14 protein-coding genes are annotated in these 17,792 nt (G+C 55.2%); 6 read left to right on the plus strand and 8 right to left on the minus strand.

Features of this window, described 5'->3' with window-relative positions:
- Window positions 1-15 precede the first annotated feature (15 nt).
- Window positions 16-513 carry a type VI secretion system contractile sheath small subunit gene (gene tssB / locus A8O29_RS17450; protein WP_125353474.1) on the minus strand — a complete coding sequence of 166 codons (498 nt, stop codon included), beginning with the start codon at window positions 511-513 and terminating at the stop codon, window positions 16-18.
- Between the two features lie 524 nt (window positions 514-1,037).
- On the opposite strand from tssB, the gene copA reads away from it, so the two are divergent.
- Window positions 1,038-3,539 carry a copper-exporting P-type ATPase CopA gene (gene copA / locus A8O29_RS17455; protein WP_125353473.1) on the plus strand — a complete coding sequence of 834 codons (2,502 nt, stop codon included), beginning with the start codon at window positions 1,038-1,040 and terminating at the stop codon, window positions 3,537-3,539.
- A gap of 15 nt (window positions 3,540-3,554) precedes the next feature.
- On the opposite strand, the gene A8O29_RS17460 is transcribed toward copA, so the two are convergent.
- Window positions 3,555-4,139 (minus strand): NUDIX hydrolase, encoded by a 585-nt coding sequence (locus A8O29_RS17460; RefSeq protein ID WP_125353472.1) that lies wholly within the window; start codon window positions 4,137-4,139, stop codon window positions 3,555-3,557.
- A gap of 82 nt (window positions 4,140-4,221) precedes the next feature.
- On the opposite strand from A8O29_RS17460, the gene A8O29_RS17465 reads away from it, so the two are divergent.
- From A8O29_RS17465 to ybaK, 3 genes are all read left to right on the plus strand, one after another.
- The gene (locus A8O29_RS17465) at window positions 4,222-4,971 is read left to right on the plus strand and encodes a DeoR/GlpR family DNA-binding transcription regulator (protein WP_125353471.1); all 750 of its coding nucleotides are present in this window, start codon (window positions 4,222-4,224) and stop codon (window positions 4,969-4,971) included.
- Between the two features lie 57 nt (window positions 4,972-5,028).
- On the plus strand, window positions 5,029-5,832 hold the full coding sequence (locus A8O29_RS17470; protein WP_125353470.1) for a TraB/GumN family protein: 804 nt from the start codon (window positions 5,029-5,031) through the stop codon (window positions 5,830-5,832).
- Window positions 5,833-6,032: 200 nt separating this feature from the next.
- Window positions 6,033-6,512, plus strand: coding sequence for a Cys-tRNA(Pro)/Cys-tRNA(Cys) deacylase YbaK (gene ybaK / locus A8O29_RS17475; RefSeq protein ID WP_125353468.1), 480 nt, complete (start codon window positions 6,033-6,035; stop codon window positions 6,510-6,512).
- A gap of 109 nt (window positions 6,513-6,621) precedes the next feature.
- On the opposite strand, the gene ushA is transcribed toward ybaK, so the two are convergent.
- Entirely contained in the window at window positions 6,622-8,274 is a 1,653-nt protein-coding gene (gene ushA / locus A8O29_RS17480; protein ID WP_125353467.1) for a bifunctional UDP-sugar hydrolase/5'-nucleotidase UshA, read from the minus strand.
- Between the two features lie 174 nt (window positions 8,275-8,448).
- Between ushA and A8O29_RS17485 the strand changes: the two genes are divergently transcribed.
- The gene (locus tag A8O29_RS17485) at window positions 8,449-9,669 is read left to right on the plus strand and encodes an MFS transporter (protein ID WP_125353466.1); all 1,221 of its coding nucleotides are present in this window, start codon (window positions 8,449-8,451) and stop codon (window positions 9,667-9,669) included.
- Between the two features lie 234 nt (window positions 9,670-9,903).
- On the plus strand, window positions 9,904-11,580 hold the full coding sequence (ybaL, locus tag A8O29_RS17490) for a YbaL family putative K(+) efflux transporter (protein ID WP_125353465.1): 1,677 nt from the start codon (window positions 9,904-9,906) through the stop codon (window positions 11,578-11,580).
- Window positions 11,581-11,664: 84 nt separating this feature from the next.
- Here ybaL and A8O29_RS17495 read toward each other — a convergent pair whose 3' ends face one another.
- From A8O29_RS17495 to recR, 5 genes are all read right to left on the minus strand, one after another.
- Window positions 11,665-12,969 (minus strand): inosine/guanosine kinase, encoded by a 1,305-nt coding sequence (locus A8O29_RS17495; protein ID WP_125353464.1) that lies wholly within the window; start codon window positions 12,967-12,969, stop codon window positions 11,665-11,667.
- Window positions 12,970-13,045: 76 nt separating this feature from the next.
- Complete coding sequence (hemH, locus tag A8O29_RS17500) at window positions 13,046-14,008, minus strand: ferrochelatase (protein ID WP_125353463.1); 963 nt, start codon at window positions 14,006-14,008, stop codon at window positions 13,046-13,048.
- A gap of 246 nt (window positions 14,009-14,254) precedes the next feature.
- Entirely contained in the window at window positions 14,255-14,899 is a 645-nt protein-coding gene (gene adk / locus A8O29_RS17505; RefSeq protein ID WP_110511746.1) for an adenylate kinase, read from the minus strand.
- 242 nt (window positions 14,900-15,141) lie between these two features.
- Window positions 15,142-17,016, minus strand: coding sequence for a molecular chaperone HtpG (gene htpG / locus A8O29_RS17510; RefSeq protein WP_125353462.1), 1,875 nt, complete (start codon window positions 17,014-17,016; stop codon window positions 15,142-15,144).
- A gap of 108 nt (window positions 17,017-17,124) precedes the next feature.
- Window positions 17,125-17,730 carry a recombination mediator RecR gene (gene recR / locus A8O29_RS17515; protein WP_125353461.1) on the minus strand — a complete coding sequence of 202 codons (606 nt, stop codon included), beginning with the start codon at window positions 17,728-17,730 and terminating at the stop codon, window positions 17,125-17,127.
- Window positions 17,731-17,792: the final 62 nt, after the last annotated feature.

Here is a 17,792-nt window from a genome sequence, read left to right on the forward strand (position 1 = left end):
TAACAGTTCCAGTAATTATTTCTGGCCCGGAGCGAGCGCATTCAACTCGTTACGTAATTCATCGCTTAATGCGGGATCTTTCAGGATGATTTCCAGTTCTTTCCGGAAAGTCACGTTGTCCAGAAGATTGGATTTTAAATCACGCAGCAGGTTACGCATGGCCAGCATCGCTTTCAGCTGTGGAATTTGGCGGGCAATCTGCTCTGGCTCAAAGTCTTTCATCTCTTTAAATGCCAGCTTCACATTTTCTTCTGAATTATCTCCGGCGAGAGTATTTTTCACCGTGAGACTGACTTCGGGATTGATATCAGCGAGAACGCTGTTGAAATTATTTTTATTAACGTTGATCTTTTCGCGCTCAGACAGAGGCCCCTCGGCCTTGCCATTGCTGAAGTCACCCACGGTCAGCAACTTAAGCGGAAGCTCAACTTTCTTCTGTGCGCCACCGGTATGCAGCGACAGTTGAATATTAACACGGGCTTTTGGTATTTCAGCCTGGAATGAGTCTGCCATTTTAATTCATCTCCTGAATATATCATTTCCTGTAGTGGGCAAGATGCTTACATATAAGCAAGCGCTGTACTTTTACCAGTATTAACAAGAAACGTAAAGCACGTGCAAATGTATTAATCCAAGCATTAAGTGCAAGTTAAATATCCATACATTAAATCTTAACAATCCCATTATCACTGACCTGCAGGGTAGCTCAATATGTAATTTACTATTTTAATGCATCCATTAATGGACTTTACATATTCGAATTAAGTGATTTTAAGAATTTTCACACATGTTTACTTACTCCATGTTTAGAAACACCAGAAAATCCCTATACAACATTCATAAAAACCCTAAAACAATTCTGAGTAATTTCTCCTTTTTTTGATTCACTGAAATATCCCAGGCAAAGCAACAAATGTGCTGGTAGAAGGAGTTAACCCGCTTGACCTTCCCCTTGATGGAAGGTTTAAGCTTGAGTCCAGTGATAGAAAGAAACAGTGTCGACGCGGTTTGTCGGCTAATCCATCAGGAGAATGAATATGTCTCAAATTATTGATCTTACGCTGGACGGCCTCACCTGTGGTCACTGCGTAAAACGCGTTAAAGAAAGTCTGGAGCAGCGTCCGGACGTCTCTCAAGCAGACGTGACGACCACAGAAGCGCGTGTCACCGGCAGTGCCAGTGCGCAGCAGCTGATCGACACCATCAAACAAGCCGGATACGGGGCGGAGCTTAGCCACCCAAAGGCTAACCCGCTGACAGAGTCATCACTCCCGTCGGAAGCACTGACAGCGGTCCCTTCAGCGCTTCCGGCAGCCGATGACCTTGATGACAGCCAACAGCTGCTGATCAACGGTATGAGCTGCGCCAGCTGTGTCTCCCGGGTTCAGAATGCGCTTGCTGCCGTTCCGGGCGTCACTCAGGCACGGGTCAATCTGGCGGAACGCACAGCGCTGGTACTCGGCAGTGCGGCCGCCACCGATTTAGTGCAGGCGGTGGAAAAAGCGGGCTACGGCGCTGAAGCGATTGAGGATGATCTGAAGCGTCGCGAGCGTCAGCAGGAAACCGCCGTCGCCACCATGAAACGGTTCCGCTGGCAGGCGATTGTCGCGCTGCTGGTTGGCGTACCGGTCATGGTCTGGGGAATGATCGGCGACAACATGATGGTCACCGACGCCAACCGTTCCCTGTGGCTGGTGATTGGCCTGGTAACGCTCGGCGTAATGATTTTCGCCGGGGGCCACTTCTATACCAGCGCATGGAAAAGCCTCAAGAATCGCACCGCGACCATGGATACGCTGGTCGCCCTCGGTACCGGCGTGGCCTGGCTCTATTCGATGAGCGTGAACTTGTGGCCGCAGTGGTTCCCGATGGAGGCCCGGCATCTTTATTATGAAGCCAGCGCGATGATCATCGGTCTGATTAACCTCGGCCATATGCTCGAAGCTCGTGCTCGCCAGCGTTCCTCTAAAGCGCTGGAAAAACTGCTCGATCTGACCCCGCCGACCGCTCGCGTCGTAACGGAAGAGGGTGAGAAATCAGTGCCGCTGGCAGACGTACAGCCGGGCATGACGCTGCGTCTGGCCACCGGCGACCGCGTTCCGGTTGATGGTGACATCACTCAGGGTGAAGCGTGGTTTGACGAAGCGATGCTGACCGGCGAACCGGTTCCGCAGCAAAAAAGTGACGGCGACTATATTCACGCGGGGACGGTCGTGCAGGATGGGAGCGTGCTGTTCCGAGCCAGTGCGGTCGGTAGCCACACCACGCTGTCGCGTATTATTCGCATGGTGCGCCAGGCGCAAAGCAGCAAACCGGAAATCGGCCAGTTGGCTGACCGCATCTCCGCCGTTTTTGTCCCGACGGTGGTCGCCATCGCGTTACTGAGCGCTGCAATCTGGTATTTCTTCGGCCCGGCGCCGCAGATTGTCTACACACTGGTGATTGCCACTACGGTGCTGATCATCGCCTGCCCGTGCGCATTAGGGCTGGCAACGCCGATGTCGATTATCGCCGGAGTAGGTCGCGCCGCAGAATACGGTGTACTGGTGCGCGACGCCGATGCGCTGCAGCGCGCCAGCGAACTGGATACGCTGGTGTTTGATAAAACCGGCACTCTGACCGAAGGCAAACCGCAGGTCGTGGCGGTGAAAACTTACGGTGATATGGATGAAGCGCAGGCCCTGCGTCTGGCGGCCGCGCTTGAGCAAGGGTCGAGCCACCCGCTGGCTCATGCCATTATTGAAAAAGCCGGTGAAACGCAGCTGCCACAGATTTCTGCGTTCCGTACCCTGCGGGGTCTGGGCGTGAGTGGTGAAGCCGAAGGCCACGCATTACTGTTGGGGAATCAGGCGCTGCTGAATGAGCAGCACATTGCTACCACGGATATTGATGCAGAGCTTGAGGCTCAGGCAGCCAAAGGCGCGACACCGGTACTTCTGGCGGTCGACGGCAAAGCGGCGGCGCTGTTCGCCATTCGTGATCCGCTGCGGGCTGACAGCGTAGCCGCCCTGGAAAGACTGCACCGCGAAGGCTATCGCCTGGTGATGCTGACCGGCGACAACCCGATAACCGCCCAGGCGATTGCCAAAGAAGCGGGCATCGACGAGGTGATTGCCGGCGTATTACCGGACGGCAAAGCCGAAGCGATTAAAAAATTGCAGGCGGAAGGCCGGAAAGTGGCGATGATCGGCGACGGTATCAACGACGCCCCGGCGTTAGCCCAAGCGGAAGTGGGGATTGCGATGGGCGGTGGCAGCGACGTTGCCATCGAAACGGCGGCCATCACGTTGATGCGTCATAGCCTGGTTGGCGTGGCCGATGCGCTGGCTATCTCCAAAGCGACGCTGCGTAACATGAAGCAGAACCTGCTGGGGGCGTTTATTTATAATTCACTCGGCATTCCGATTGCCGCCGGGATCCTCTGGCCGCTGACCGGAACGCTGCTCAATCCGGTGGTCGCAGGTGCGGCGATGGCGCTGTCGTCCATCACCGTGGTCAGTAACGCTAACCGCCTGCTGCGGTTTAAACCGAAAGCGTAAAGCCTCATCGGGCCCTTAATTCATCACGTTAAGGGCCAGATACTGCAGCAACATAATCGTTTTGCCATCCTGAATTTCTCCGCTGAGAACCGCCGCCAGTGCCTTCTCAAGCGGCCATTCCAGCACTTCAATATCTTCGCCTTCGGACTCAATGCCCCCACCCTGCCCGCTTCGGTCCTGTTCGCGGTATTCCGCGATAAAGAAATAGAGTTTTTCGGTCACTGAGCCAGGGCTCATGAAGGCCTCAAAGATTTTCTCCGGCTCGGCAATCTGAAAGCCCGTTTCTTCTTGCGCTTCGGCGATGATGCGCTGCTCCGGTGAGGCGTTATCGAGCAAACCCGCAGCGGCCTCAATCAGATAACCGTTCTGGTCATGCAGATACACCGGCAGGCGGAACTGTCGAGTCAGCACCACCGTTTGTTTTTCGCGGTTATAGAGCAAAATGGTTGCGCCGTTACCCCGGTCATAGGCTTCGCGGTTTTGCTGCTGCCATGTCCCGTCCTGACGACGTAGTTCGAAGGTGTATTTTTTGAGGGTGTACCAGTTGTCCGATAACAGTTGGACTTCAAGATGGCGTACATGATCATGAGCTTTTTGCATGTTTTATCTCCGGCAGATGACTTTAAAAACGCTAACATGCATAATCATGCACAATCAAGAAAAATCATGAATGAGGTGTTAAATGCTCGCCAGCCAACGCAAACAACAGATCCTGCAAATCCTGACGCGAGACAAACAGGTCCATTCGGGTGCACTGAGTCAGCATTTCGGGATCTCCGAGGACTCTATCCGTCGGGATTTACGCGAACTGGCGGCCGAAGGTCTGTTGCAGCGCGTTCATGGCGGGGCGCTGCCGATTTCTGATGCTATTGCGCCGTTAGAAACGCGCAAAAACGTGCAATCTGGGAGTAAACAGGCAGTGGCGGAAAAAGCTGTGCAGCTGATTCAGCCCGGTCAGGTGGTGATCCTCGACGGCGGGACCACTACCCACGCGCTGGTCAAGCAGCTGCCGGCGGATCTGCCCTTCACCGCGGTGACGCACAGTCCAACCATTGCCGTTGCGCTGGTGGATTTTCCAAAAGCTGAGGTGATTTTGCTCGGCGGTGTTCTGTTCCGGCATTCGGCGGTTACGATGGGCGCGGCCATGCTCGAATCACTTGGACGAATCAATGCAGACCTGTTTTTTATGGGCGTGACCGGCGTTCACTCGAATGCGGGTTTCACTACCGGAAATTACGAAGAAGCCTGCGTCAAGCGCGCGCTGGCCGGGCGTGCAGCCGAAACGGTAGTGATGGCGTCGCAGGAAAAGCTGAGCAGTGCATCGGCATTTGTCATTGGCGAACTCAGCATGGCGAGTACGCTTATCGTGGAACAGTCTCTGGATAACCCGTTGCACACCGCCTGCCAGAAACAGGGGCTGGCGGTGATTTAGGCATTGAGCGCCCAACCCTGACGCGTTAGCATGATCTTTTACCTTCATGGAGCGCATATGGGACTGTTTCAACGCGTAAAATCTTCGCTATGCGCCCTGTTTCGTGGCCGTTATCCGTGGCCCGGCATGGACATCACGCTGGCAGGTGGACAGCAGTTGCACCTGGTCGGTAGCATTCATATGGGCACCCGCGATATGTCACCGCTGCCCCCGCGGTTGATCAAACTGATTCAGCAGGCCGATGCGCTGATCGTCGAAGCCGATATCACCGGCAGCGAGACGCCGTTTCGTGATCTTCCTGCGTACCCGCCGCTGCGCGAGCGTCTGAGTGAAGCCTGTTTCAAGCAACTGGAAAAGCTGACCGACGAGCTCGGACTTTCCGTGCCGCTTTTCGACAGTCAGCCGCTGTGGCAGGTGGCGATGGTGCTGCAGGCCACGCAAGCGCAAAAGCTGGGTTTACGTCCTGATTATGGGATTGATTATCAGCTGCTGAATACCGCGCGGGAAGCAAACCGCAAGGTTATCGAACTGGAAGGCGCAGAGAGCCAGATAGCGCTGCTGCGTGATATGCCGGACAACGGTCTGGCGCTGCTGGAAGACACCCTGACCCACTGGCACACCAATGCGCGTTTGCTGCAGGTGATGATTGGTTGGTGGATGGAGCAGCCGCCGGGCGAAACGCCGTCGCTGCCGAATACTTTCAGCCACTCGCTGTACGACGTGTTGATGCATCAGCGAAACCTGGCCTGGCGGGAAAAATTACGCACGTTGCCGCCGGGGCGCTATGTGGTTGCCGTCGGAGCACTGCATTTATACGGGGAAGGAAATTTGCCATCGATGCTGCGATCGACGCAAAAATAAAAAAGTGGCCAATATTTCTATTGGCCCGTCAAAGAGGAATTTCATCGTTATTATTATCCCGAAGTTCGCACTTCGGATCCTCAGATTGTCGCTCAAAGTCAGCATCACTGCCAACACTATTGCGCAAGATAGTACTATTTTTTCGACAATCTACAGGCGTATGCTGGTCCCCGTTCACCCCGGTTGTAAGAAGGATGGTTATGACTCCCGCCGTTAAGTTACTCGAAAAAAACACGATCTCTTTCCAGCTCCACAGCTACGATCACGATCCGAATGAAACCAATTTTGGCGATGAAGTGGTGCGTAAACTCGGCCTGAATGCGGAGCAGGTTTATAAAACACTTTTGGTGGCGATGAATGGCGACATGAAAAATCTGGCCGTCGCCGTGACACCCGTCGCGACGCAGCTGGATTTGAAAAAAGTCGCCAAAGCGTTAGGTGCGAAGAAAGTCGATATGGCCGATCCGATGGTCGCCCAGCGCATCACAGGATATCTGGTCGGCGGTATTAGCCCGCTGGGGCAGAAGAAACTCCTGCCAACGCTGATTGACGCTCCGGCGCAGGCCTTTGAAACGATTTATATTTCCGGTGGAAGACGCGGGCTGGATATTGAGTTAGCGGCAAGCGATTTGGCGAAGATGCTGGATGCGAAATTTGCGGATATTGCACGACGAGATTAATGTTCCAGAAAGGTGTAGGCCCGGTCAGCTTGCGCCACCGGGCAGCAAACGTCATCGCCCGGCGGCGCATGCTTGCCGGGCCTACAATACGGATCTCTTCAACGACAACCTACTGCCAGCTCACTTCCCCTTTCGGTTCGTAAGTGTTCACATCCAACGGTGAGTTTTGCTCGACGTACTGTTTCAGTACTTCCGCGTCGATAAACCCGGTATTCACGTAGCCCGGTTTGGTATCAATATGCGGATAGCCGTCGCCGCCGGTGGCGTTAAAGCTCAGCGTCGCCATACGGTAGGTTTTGTTCGGGTCAATCGGCTCGCCTTTGATTTTCAGGTCGTTAAGCTGGCCGCCTTTCGCCACAAAACTGACGTTCGCAAACTGCGGATACGCCCCTGAATCCGGCTTCATCTGCGCGACCGCCGTCAGATAATCCGTCACTTCTTTGCCGGTCATGTCGACATACACCACCACGTTGCCGAACGGCTGCACTTTCAGCACGTCTTTGTAGGTGATGGTGCCCGCTTCGATGGAATCGCGGATCCCGCCGCCGCTCATTACCGCAAAATCAGCGTTTGTGCGCGCCATTTGCGCCGCCAGAATCAGATGCCCCATATTGGTTTGCACGAAACGCACTTTGCTGCGATCGCCTTCAAGATGGCCATTCACGTCACCCACTTTCACGCCCAGCTGCGCTTTGCCTTTGTTCTGGAACGGAGTCAGCAGCGAGAGCATCTGCGGGTTTTCCGGGATCTGCGGGGTGTAAAGTATGCGCTCACTTTGCCCGTTATCGTAGGTCACTTTTTTCTTCAGGTTGACCGGGATCAGCTGGTAATGCACCAGCTTCATTTCGCCGTTGCGGAATTCGAAATCTGCCCGGCCCACGTATTTGCCCCATTCATGGGCCTGCACTATCCAGATGCCGTTTTGCTTATCCGGCGCGCACGGCGTGCCCGGCACGTAATCGACCTGCTTTTTATTCTCTGACGCCATGCACACCGGGTTCTGTGAGTGACCACCCACAATCATCGCCAGCGAACCGGCGGGTAGGCTGCGCGCCATTTCAACATCGCCCGCGGCGTTAGAGCCGTGGTTGCCGTTGTCGTAATGGCCCATGTGCGTGGCGGCGAGGATCACGTCCGGCTTCTGCGTTTGCTGCAGTTCCTGAATCACCAGCTTCGCTTCTGCGGCCGGATTACGGAATTCGATATCGGTGAAGTTTTCCGGGTTACCAATTTTGGCGGTGTCGTCGGTGGTTAAACCCATCACCGCAATTTTCAGTCCCTGACGGTTAAACAGCGCCCACGGTTTAAACAAACGTTCGCCGGTACTTGTCTGGTAAATATTGGCGGACAGGAACGGGAACTTAGACCATTTTTCCTGCTGACGCAGCACCGACAGAGGGTTATCAAACTCATGGTTGCCGACTGCCATCGCGTCGTAGCCGACCAGATTCATGCCACGGAAATCGGGTTCGGCGTCCTGCAAATCAGATTCCGGCACGCCGGTGTTGATATCTCCGCCCGACAACAGCAGTACACTGCCGCCTTCTGCGGCCACTTCTCTACGAATACCGTCCACCAGCGTCTTTTGCGCCGCCAGACCGTATTCACCGTATTCACTGCGCCAGAAATGGCCGTGGTGATCGTTGGTATGCAGGATGGTGATTTTGTAGGTTTTATCCTGCTCATACGCCTGCACTTGCAGGCTGGTCAGCGACCATGCTGCCAGCATTGCCAGCGCCACACCGCGTTTCAAACATTTCATGACTCTCTCCCTGACTGAATGACAAGTGCAGAAATTACAATGAGTAACAATCATAGACAAATATGTTTTCAGAATTGAGACTTTCTTCAAACGTCCGACACCGTTATCTTAGTCTGATAATTATTACAGAGTCGATTTTCCCCAACATCGCAATCAACTACTTAAGTGAAATCTATGGCAATCAGTGAAACCAGTCCGACGCTGTCAGGCCCGTCTGCGCCTCCGCAAAAGGCCAGAACCTCCTTTGGTATTCTGGGCGCAATCAGCCTTTCCCACCTGCTAAACGATATGATCCAGTCGCTGATCCTGGCGATTTACCCTCTGCTGCAATCGGAGTTCTCTCTGACCTTCGTGCAGATTGGGATGATAACCCTCACCTTCCAGCTTACCTCTTCGCTATTGCAGCCGGTGGTTGGCTACTGGACCGATAAATACCCGATGCCGTGGTCATTGCCGATTGGCATGTGCTTTACCCTAAGCGGGTTAGTGCTGCTGGCGATGGCGGGCAGCTTTGAAGGCGTGGTACTTGCGGCGGCGTTGGTCGGGACAGGTTCCTCGGTGTTCCATCCGGAATCCTCCCGCGTCGCGCGTATGGCCTCCGGTGGGCGTCATGGCCTGGCGCAGTCGCTGTTCCAGGTCGGCGGTAACTTCGGTAGCTCGCTGGGTCCATTGTTGGCGGCGCTGATCATCGCCCCCTACGGTAAAGGAAACGTGGCGTGGTTCGTCCTCGCCGCGCTGCTGGCGATTGTGGTTCTGGCGCAGATCAGCCGCTGGTACGCCGCCCAGCACCGGATGAACAAGGGAAAACCGGTCGCGAAAATTGTTAATCCGCTGCCACGCAACAAAGTAATTCTGGCCGTCAGCGTCCTGTTACTGCTGATATTCTCGAAATACTTCTATATGGCGAGTATTAGCAGCTATTACACCTTTTATCTGATGCATAAATTCGGATTATCGGTGCAGAATGCACAGTTCCACCTGTTTGCCTTCCTGTTCGCGGTGGCAGCTGGCACCGTGATTGGCGGGCCTGTGGGTGATAAAATTGGACGTAAATACGTGATTTGGGGCTCTATCCTCGGCGTTGCGCCGTTTACGCTTATTTTACCTTACGCAACGCTGGAATGGACCGGAATTTTAACGGTGATCATTGGATTTATCCTCGCTTCGGCGTTTTCCGCCATTCTGGTGTACGCTCAGGAGCTGTTACCGGGCAGAATCGGCATGGTTTCCGGGCTGTTCTTCGGCTTTGCATTCGGCATGGGTGGCCTTGGGGCCGCGGTTCTGGGCGTGGTTGCCGACCACACCAGCATCGAAGAGGTCTATAAAATCTGTGCTTTCCTGCCTTTACTCGGGATGTTGACCATATTCCTGCCTGACAATCGTCATAAAGCCTGATTTTCTGGCCGTCAGATTGAAATACTGACGGCCATTTCCCTAAGGTTTATCAGTCCTCTCTCCACATGAGTCCCATTCTTTTCCCATCTGTGCGTTTATTGCGTCTAATTCCTTTTTTATTATAAATTCAACAATTATTCATAAACAGAATGGTCAAAATTGTCATAAACTATTAATCGGTTTTTTGGCTTTTTAGGCCAGAAATGGAACCCAGCAGCCACGAAAGGAGACGGAATGCATCACGCGACACCGCTAATCACCACCATTGTAGGGGGGCTCGTCCTCGCCTTTATCTTCGGCATGATTGCCAACAAGCTGCGTATTTCTCCTCTGGTGGGCTATTTATTAGCCGGCGTGCTGTCAGGACCCTTTACCCCCGGCTTTGTGGCCGATACCAAACTTGCCCCTGAACTGGCGGAACTCGGCGTAATTTTGCTGATGTTCGGCGTTGGGCTGCATTTCTCACTGAAGGATTTGATGGCGGTAAAGGCCATCGCCATTCCCGGCGCTATCGCACAAATTGCGGTCGCCACGCTGCTGGGTGTGGCGCTTTCTGCCGGATTAGGTTGGTCGCTGATGACCGGCATTGTGTTTGGCCTGTGTCTCTCTACCGCCAGTACCGTGGTGCTGCTGCGTGCGCTTGAGGAGAGGCAGCTGGTCGACAGCCAGCGCGGGCAAATTGCCATCGGCTGGCTGATTGTCGAAGACCTGGTGATGGTGCTGACGCTGGTGATGCTGCCCGCGATTGCCAGCATGACCGAACAAGGCGATGTGGGCTTCGCTACGCTGGCGCTCGACTTAAGTCTGACCATCGGCAAAGTTATCGCCTTTATCGCCGTGATGCTGCTGGTAGGCCGCCGTCTGGTGCCGTGGATTTTAGCCCGCAGCGCTGCCACCGGCTCTCGCGAACTGTTCACCCTGTCGGTGCTGGCACTGGCGCTGGGTATCGCATTTGGCGCGGTTGAGCTGTTCGACGTCTCCTTCGCCCTCGGCGCGTTCTTCGCCGGGATGGTGCTCAACGAATCAGAACTCAGCCATCGCGCCGCGCACGATACACTGCCGCTGCGCGATGCCTTCGCGGTGCTGTTCTTTGTCTCCGTCGGGATGTTGTTCGACCCGATGGTGCTTATCGAGCAGCCCCTGGCGGTGCTCGGCACGCTGGCGATTATCATCTTCGGTAAGTCAGCCGCCGCGTTTCTGCTGGTGCGTCTGTTCGGGCATTCGCAGCGCACCGCGCTGACTATCGCCGCGAGCCTGGCGCAGATTGGTGAGTTCGCGTTTATTCTTGCCGGTCTCGGCATGGCGCTGGGCCTGCTGCCGCAAGCCGGGCAGAATCTGGTGCTGGCGGGAGCGATCCTGTCGATCATGCTCAATCCGGTGCTGTTTGCGGTGCTGGAAAAATATCTCGATAAAACCGAAACCCTCGACGAGCAGACTCTCGAAGAAGCGATTGAGGATGAAAAACAGATCCCGGTTGATATCTGTAATCATGCGCTACTGGTTGGCTATGGCCGCGTCGGCAGCCTGCTTGGCGAGAAGCTGATGGCCCAGGGCATTCCACTGGTCGTGATTGAAACGTCACGCACCCGCGTCGATGAGCTGCGCGAGCGCGGCATCCGGGCGGTGCTCGGCAATGCGGCGAGCGAAGAGATTATGAATCTGGCGCATCTGGACTGCGCGCGCTGGCTGCTGCTGACTATTCCGAATGGCTACGAGGCGGGCGAGATTGTCGCGTCGGCCAGGGAGAAATGCCCGACCATTGAGATTATTGCCCGCGCACATTATGACGACGAGGTGGATTACATCACCGAGCGTGGCGCGAATAAGGTGGTGATGGGCGAGCGTGAGATTGCCAATACGATGTTAACGCTGCTGGAGAAACCGGCGGTAGGTGAAGTGGTGGCGGGGTAAGAGGACTGCGGTCTGCTGCCCTCTCCCACAGAAGAAGGTTCGGACGGTCCCCTCTCCCACAGGGAGAGGGGCTTACGCCAAACCTCAACGATCCCAGTAGGACTCTTCCAGACTGTCTTCCCGTTCCGGCAAACCGCGCGTCAGGCGTGGGGAATGCTGGTTCAGCACCTGATAGCTCACACGGTTCGCGTATTTGCACACCTGCGCCAGCGAGGAATAGGTCAGCCACGTGAATGCGTGTTTGCTGGAATTCGGCACATTGCTGCGGTGGAAATTATTCGCCGTGATGTCATGCAACAGCGCCGCCAGCGCACCGTCGCCTGCGCCGTTGGTATTCATGATTTTCTCCGGGCCACCCATATACGGGGCGATGTGGGAGTAAATACGCAGCGGCTGCTGGCAGTCTTTGTGGCGCATCGCGCGGCTGAATTCATACTGGTTAAATTCGGCAATCGCTCCCGGCAGCAACGGGTGCTGGGTCAGACGTTTTTTCTCTTCTTCGGTGAAGCCTGCCATGTACAGCCCAACCGGGCCGGCAGTGCAGAGCACTAAATCTACCCAATCCAGCGCTTTGTCAGACGCCAGCAGCGGGTCGGCAATGCCGGTCAACGCTTCGGCTTCTTCTTCGTTCATCGCCAGAATCGAGACGTTTTCTTTGAGGAATGTCTGCCACCAGGCCGGATCGTCGGCAATCACGTATTTGGTTCCCAGCGTCAGCACCACCGGCACGTCGTGCTTTTTGGCGTATTCCACCGCTTTCAGGGTCGCGTCACGCATCGGCTCGCCGGGTTTGCAGCGTACCAGATACGACGTCAGTACCAGCGCCGACGCGCCCGCAATCACATCTTCAGGGATGCTTTCCGGGTTCAGCTGGTTCATGTGGCCAGGGCTAATCGCAAAGGTACGCTCGCCGCTGTCGCTTATCAGCGTGAAGCAGCGGCCAATTGGCCCGTCGACGCCCTGCAAGTAGTTGAGATCCGTGCGGCTGGAGGTGTTGCAGAGATAACGATAGGCGTAGCCGCCGATTTCGATGTTGCTGCACATCACGCCGAGCAGGACCGAACGGTCGTCGGCCAGCACCGAGTAGTTGTGCATGGTGTTGCCGATGGTGCCACCGGCAAACTGATGGGTAATCAAGTCTTTACTCAACAGTTCCTGATAAAGCGCTTCCGCCACATCGTCTTCAATTACCAGCGAATGACCGCTGCTCAGGCCGTAACGGGCGACAAACCCATCATCAACTTTGGCTTCGATATCCACCAGCGTCTGATCGATACCAACCACCCATGAAGCACTGTTTTCAGTTTCAGGCTGGATCTGCTGCAACAGCGGATCGCGGGCGTTTACGGGGAAGTAATGTTTGGATTTGCGTTTACCGGGAAATTTCATGGGATGCGGTCAGGTGGCTGTGAATAAGCGGAGAATAGTAGCATATTCTCCGCCCGTTCGCTGCCCTGACTGCTGTCTAGCGGTAGGGTGCGGTCAGATTAACCATCATCTCGATGTGTTCAGCCGACGCATTTAGCGCAGGAATGTATTCATATTTTTTGCCACCGGCTTCCAGGAAGAACTCTTTGTTCTGTACCGCGATTTCTTCCAGCGTTTCCAGGCAATCTGCTGAGAAGCCCGGACACATCACCTGCACATGCTGCACGCCTTTTTCGCCGAGCATTTTCAGCGTGGCGTCCGTGTATGGCGTCAGCCACGGTTCACGGCCAAAACGCGACTGGTAGGTCATCATCACTTTGTCAGGCGAAATATCGAGGGCCGAAGCCAGCTCGCGGGTGGTATCGCGACAGCGCTGCGGATAGTCATCGCCTTCGTCGGCGTAGCGCTGCGGAATGCCGTGATAGGAGAGCAGCAGCACATCCGGCTCGCCATGTTCAGCAAACGAGGCTTTGGCACTGCTGACCAATGCCTGGATGTAGTCGTCATCGTCGGCGTAATCGCGAATAAACGAGACGCCTGGAATGTGACGTTTGGTGGCTAAAATGCGGGCCAGTTCATCCCACACCGCCGCCACGGTTGAGCAGGAATACTGCGGGTACAGCGGCAGGACGACAATATGATCGACGTTGTGGGTTAACAGCTCTTCCACCGCGCTTGCCAGCGACGGCGAGCCGTAGCTCATCCCAAGCACCACCGGCGTGTCCGGTAAACGCTTGGCCAGCGCCTGCTGCTGCTGACGACTGTACACCATCAACGGGGAGCCTTCGTCCATCCACACGGACTGATAGAGTTTCGCCACGCGCGGTGAGCGCAGCGGCAGAATAACGCCACGCAGAATCGGCCACCACAGGGCGCGCGGAGTATCAACGACGCGAGAGTCGCTGAGGAACTGGCGCAGATAGCGTTTAACCGCTTCCGGGGTGGGTGCATCGGGCGTGCCAAGGTTAGCTAACAGAATGCCGGTTTTCGTCTGACGCATTGCCGCCTCTTAGTCGTTAAATGGCTGATAATTGTAGCCGAAACGGCACAGAGAAGTATCTATTGGTGTGAGAGGTAAGATGAGAAATTTTCTCACCCGGGAGCCGGGTGAGAAACACGTCGCCCTTCAGGCTGCATCTTTGTTGGCTACGCTCGCTCACCCCAGTCAAATAGTTATCTATGTTCCTGGGGATTCACTTGCTTGCCGCCTCGGTGCAGCCAGAAGGATCTCGTGTTTTAAACGAGATTAACCGAGGATTTTAGCCAGTTCAGCGCGAACGTCAGCCACGGCTTGGGTGCCGTCAACTTTGGCATACTTGGTGTTGCCAGCCTGCGCTTCTTTGGAGTAGTAGCCGATCAGCGGCGCGGTCATCTGATGGTATTCCACCAGGCGCTTACGCACGGTTTCTTCCTGATCGTCTTTACGGGTGGTCAGCTCTTCGCCGGTCACATCATCTTTCCCTTCCACTTTCGGTGGATTGAATTTGATGTGGTAAACGCGGCCAGACGCGGCGTGTACGCGACGACCGATGATACGGTCAACGATCAGCTCGTCCGGTACTGCGAACTCGAGCACGTAATCCACGTTGATGCCCGCTTCTTTCATCGCGTCAGCTTGTGGAATGGTGCGTGGGAAGCCGTCGAGCAGGAAACCGTTACGGCAGTCTTCTTGCGCAATGCGCTCTTTCACCAGGGCGATAACCAGTTCATCAGTCACCAGCTTGCCAGCGTCCATGATGTCTTTCGCCTGTTTGCCGAGCTCAGAGCCTGACTTCACTGCGGCACGCAGCATGTCACCGGTGGAGATTTGCGGAATACCGTACTTCTCCATGATGAACTGCGCCTGAGTTCCTTTACCCGCGCCCGGAGCGCCAAGCAGAATAATACGCATCGCGAAAATCCCCTCAAATGTCGTTTCAATTTTCAAAAGCGCTAAACGATACCACCAGACGGCGGCTCGCTCAAGGAAGGTGGGCGGGCTGAAACGGTTAACGGCGGGATTTATTCGGGTCTGGTCAGGATCCCTGCGCTCAAAAAACAAGTAGGCCCGGTAAGCTTTGCGCCACCGGGCATCAAACATCATTGCCCGGCGGCGCGTGGCTTGCCGGGCCTACACAGAGAATGGTTTATCGATTAAGAAACCAGTAACTGGTTCATTCGTTTGATAAACAGGTTTGGATCTTCCAGCGTGCCACGCTCGGCAAACAGCGCCTGATCCAGCAGCAACTCTACCCATTCGCCAAACTTGCCGTCGTCCTGGGTATCCGCCGCACGTTTCACCAGCGCATGATCCGGGTTCAGTTCAAAAATGTACTTCACATCCGGTACGCTCTGGCCCGCTGCCGCGAACAATTTCGCCATCTGAGTGCTCATTTCGTCCGCTTCGGTGGTGACAATCGCCGGGGTATCGGTCAGGCGATGCGTCAGACGCACCTCTTTCACACGCTCGCCCAGCAGGGTTTTCACGCGATCAACGAACGGCTCCAGCGCTTTTTCTGCTTCTTTGGTGCTGTCATCTACGTCGTCTGTCAGCTTGTCCAGCGACTCGTCGGCTTTTGCCACCGACTGGAACGCTTTGCCGTCAAACTCGGTCAGGTAGCTCATCATCCATTCGTCGATGCGATCGGACAACAGCAGCACTTCGATGCCTTTCTTACGCAGCAGTTCCAGATGTGGGCTGCTCTTCGCCGCGGCGTAGCTGTCAGCGGTGATGTAATAAATCTTCTCCTGCCCTTCTTTCATGCGGGAGACGTACTCTTCCAGCGACACAGTCTGCTCGGAAGAATCGGTATGGGTGGACGCGAAGCGCAGCAGTTTGGCGATGGTCTGCTGGTTGGCGTTATCTTCCGCCGGGCCTTCTTTCAGCACTAAGCCGAACTGTTTCCAGAAGGTCTGGTATTTTTCCGCGTCGTCTTTCGCCAGTTTTTCCAGCATCTGCAGCGCACGTTTGCTCAGGGCTGCACGCAGATTGCGGGTAACGGTGCTGTCTTGCAGAATTTCACGGGATACGTTCAGCGGCAGATCGTTGGAATCAATCAGGCCACGGATAAAGCGCAGGTAGTTCGGCATGAACTGCTCGGCTTCGTCCATGATGAACACGCGCTGCACGTACAGTTTCAGGCCATGCTTGTGGTCACGGTTCCACATATCCCACGGTGCCTGCGCCGGAATGTACAGCAGGCTGGTGTATTCCTGCTTACCTTCCACGCGGTTGTGGCTCCAGGCCAGCGGGTCGGTAAAGTCGTGGGCAATGTGCTTGTAGAATTCGTTGTATTCGTCGTCTTTAATTTCAGACTTGTTACGCGTCCACAGCGCCTGGGCTTTGTTGATTTTTTCCCATGACACGACGGTTTCGCCGTCAACGTCTTCCGTTTTTTCAATCTCAACCGGCAGTGCGATGTGATCAGAGTATTTGCTGATAATCGAACGCACGCGCCAGTCATTGAGGAAATCGTCTTCGCCTTCGCGCAGATGCAGGGTGATTTCGGTTCCGCGATCGGCTTTGGTGATGTCGGCCACGGTGTATTCACCTTCGCCTTCGGATTCCCAGAACACGCCGTTCTCAGCGCTGTCGCCTGCTGCACGGGTGCGCACGGTGACTTTATCCGCCACGATGAACGCCGAGTAGAAGCCAACGCCGAACTGACCGATCAGCTGGCTGTCTTTCGCCTGGTCGGAGCCCATGGATTGCAGGAAGGCTTTGGTGCCGGATTTGGCGATGGTGCCGAGGTGATCGACCACGTCATCGCGGTTCATACCAATGCCGTTATCGGCGATGGTCAGGGTGCGTTTTTCCTGATCGAACGAAACGCGCACGCGCAGTTCGCCGTCACCTTCATACAGGGAAGCGTCAGACAGCGCACGGAAACGCAGCTTGTCCGCCGCATCGGAGGCGTTGGAAATCAGCTCGCGCAGGAAAATTTCTTTATTGGAGTAGAGCGAGTGGATCATCAGGTGCAGAAGCTGTTTTACTTCTGACTGGAAACCGCGAGTTTCTTGTCCTTTCATCGGAAAATTCCTCAATGCCAATTAAATAGAATAAAAAAGCGTTGAGGGGGAGATGGGGCTGAGGGCGGAACTTTTCAAGCGGGAGAACGCGATTGTCCTCCCGATTGGTTAAAAACGAATCTTGTGGCGACCGGCAAGGGAGTGCGACAGCGTGGTGCCATCGACCATTTCCAGTTCGCCGCCGACCGGCACGCCGTGCGCGATGCGGCTGGCGTCTACGCCATATTGCCCGCAAAGTTCAGCGATGTAGTTGGCGGTCGCCTCCCCTTCCACCGTCGGGTTGGTGGCGAGGATCACTTCTTTCATCTGTTCGCTGCTCAAACGCTCTTCGAGCCTGTCGAGGCCGATGTCGTCCGGGCCGATACCGTCGAGCGGTGACAAATGGCCCATCAGCACGAAGTAACGCCCGGAGAACTGCCCGGTTTGTTCGATGGCGTAGATGTCTGCCGGACTTTCGACCACGCAAAGCTGACCGTTTTCCTGACGACGCGGGTTCGAGCAAATGTTACACACGTCCTGCTCGGTGAAAGTCCGGCAATCGGCACAGTGACCAATTTCAGACATTGCCCGCGTCAGCGCCTGCGCCAGGCGCATTCCACCGCTACGATCGCGTTGTAACAAGGTAAACGCCATGCGTTGGGCAGACTTCGGACCCACGCCAGGCAGGCAGCGGAGGGATTCCATAAGGGCGGTAAGTAAAGGACTGGTTTGCATCGCTCTGACTTCTAAAAAAAGAGTGGGCCATAGCCTAACATTAGCCCCAGCGACGGGTATAG

Origin of the sequence: Scandinavium goeteborgense (assembly GCF_003935895.2) — a bacterium.
Lineage (GTDB): Bacteria > Pseudomonadota > Gammaproteobacteria > Enterobacterales > Enterobacteriaceae > Scandinavium > Scandinavium goeteborgense.

Excerpts from the sequence above, each read along its gene's own strand:
- tssB (WP_125353474.1), bottom strand. The coding sequence starts at position 513 with ATGGCAGACTCATTCCAGGCTGAAATACCAAAAGCCCGTGTTAATATT.
- copA (WP_125353473.1), top strand. The coding sequence starts at position 1,038 with ATGTCTCAAATTATTGATCTTACGCTGGACGGCCTCACCTGTGGTCAC.
- A8O29_RS17460 (WP_125353472.1), bottom strand. The coding sequence starts at position 4,139 with ATGCAAAAAGCTCATGATCATGTACGCCATCTTGAAGTCCAACTGTTA.
- A8O29_RS17465 (WP_125353471.1), top strand. The coding sequence starts at position 4,222 with ATGCTCGCCAGCCAACGCAAACAACAGATCCTGCAAATCCTGACGCGA.
- A8O29_RS17470 (WP_125353470.1), top strand. The coding sequence starts at position 5,029 with ATGGGACTGTTTCAACGCGTAAAATCTTCGCTATGCGCCCTGTTTCGT.
- ybaK (WP_125353468.1), top strand. The coding sequence starts at position 6,033 with ATGACTCCCGCCGTTAAGTTACTCGAAAAAAACACGATCTCTTTCCAG.
- ushA (WP_125353467.1), bottom strand. The coding sequence starts at position 8,274 with ATGAAATGTTTGAAACGCGGTGTGGCGCTGGCAATGCTGGCAGCATGG.
- A8O29_RS17485 (WP_125353466.1), top strand. The coding sequence starts at position 8,449 with ATGGCAATCAGTGAAACCAGTCCGACGCTGTCAGGCCCGTCTGCGCCT.
- ybaL (WP_125353465.1), top strand. The coding sequence starts at position 9,904 with ATGCATCACGCGACACCGCTAATCACCACCATTGTAGGGGGGCTCGTC.
- A8O29_RS17495 (WP_125353464.1), bottom strand. The coding sequence starts at position 12,969 with ATGAAATTTCCCGGTAAACGCAAATCCAAACATTACTTCCCCGTAAAC.
- hemH (WP_125353463.1), bottom strand. The coding sequence starts at position 14,008 with ATGCGTCAGACGAAAACCGGCATTCTGTTAGCTAACCTTGGCACGCCC.
- adk (WP_110511746.1), bottom strand. The coding sequence starts at position 14,899 with ATGCGTATTATTCTGCTTGGCGCTCCGGGCGCGGGTAAAGGAACTCAG.
- htpG (WP_125353462.1), bottom strand. The coding sequence starts at position 17,016 with ATGAAAGGACAAGAAACTCGCGGTTTCCAGTCAGAAGTAAAACAGCTT.
- recR (WP_125353461.1), bottom strand. The coding sequence starts at position 17,730 with ATGCAAACCAGTCCTTTACTTACCGCCCTTATGGAATCCCTCCGCTGC.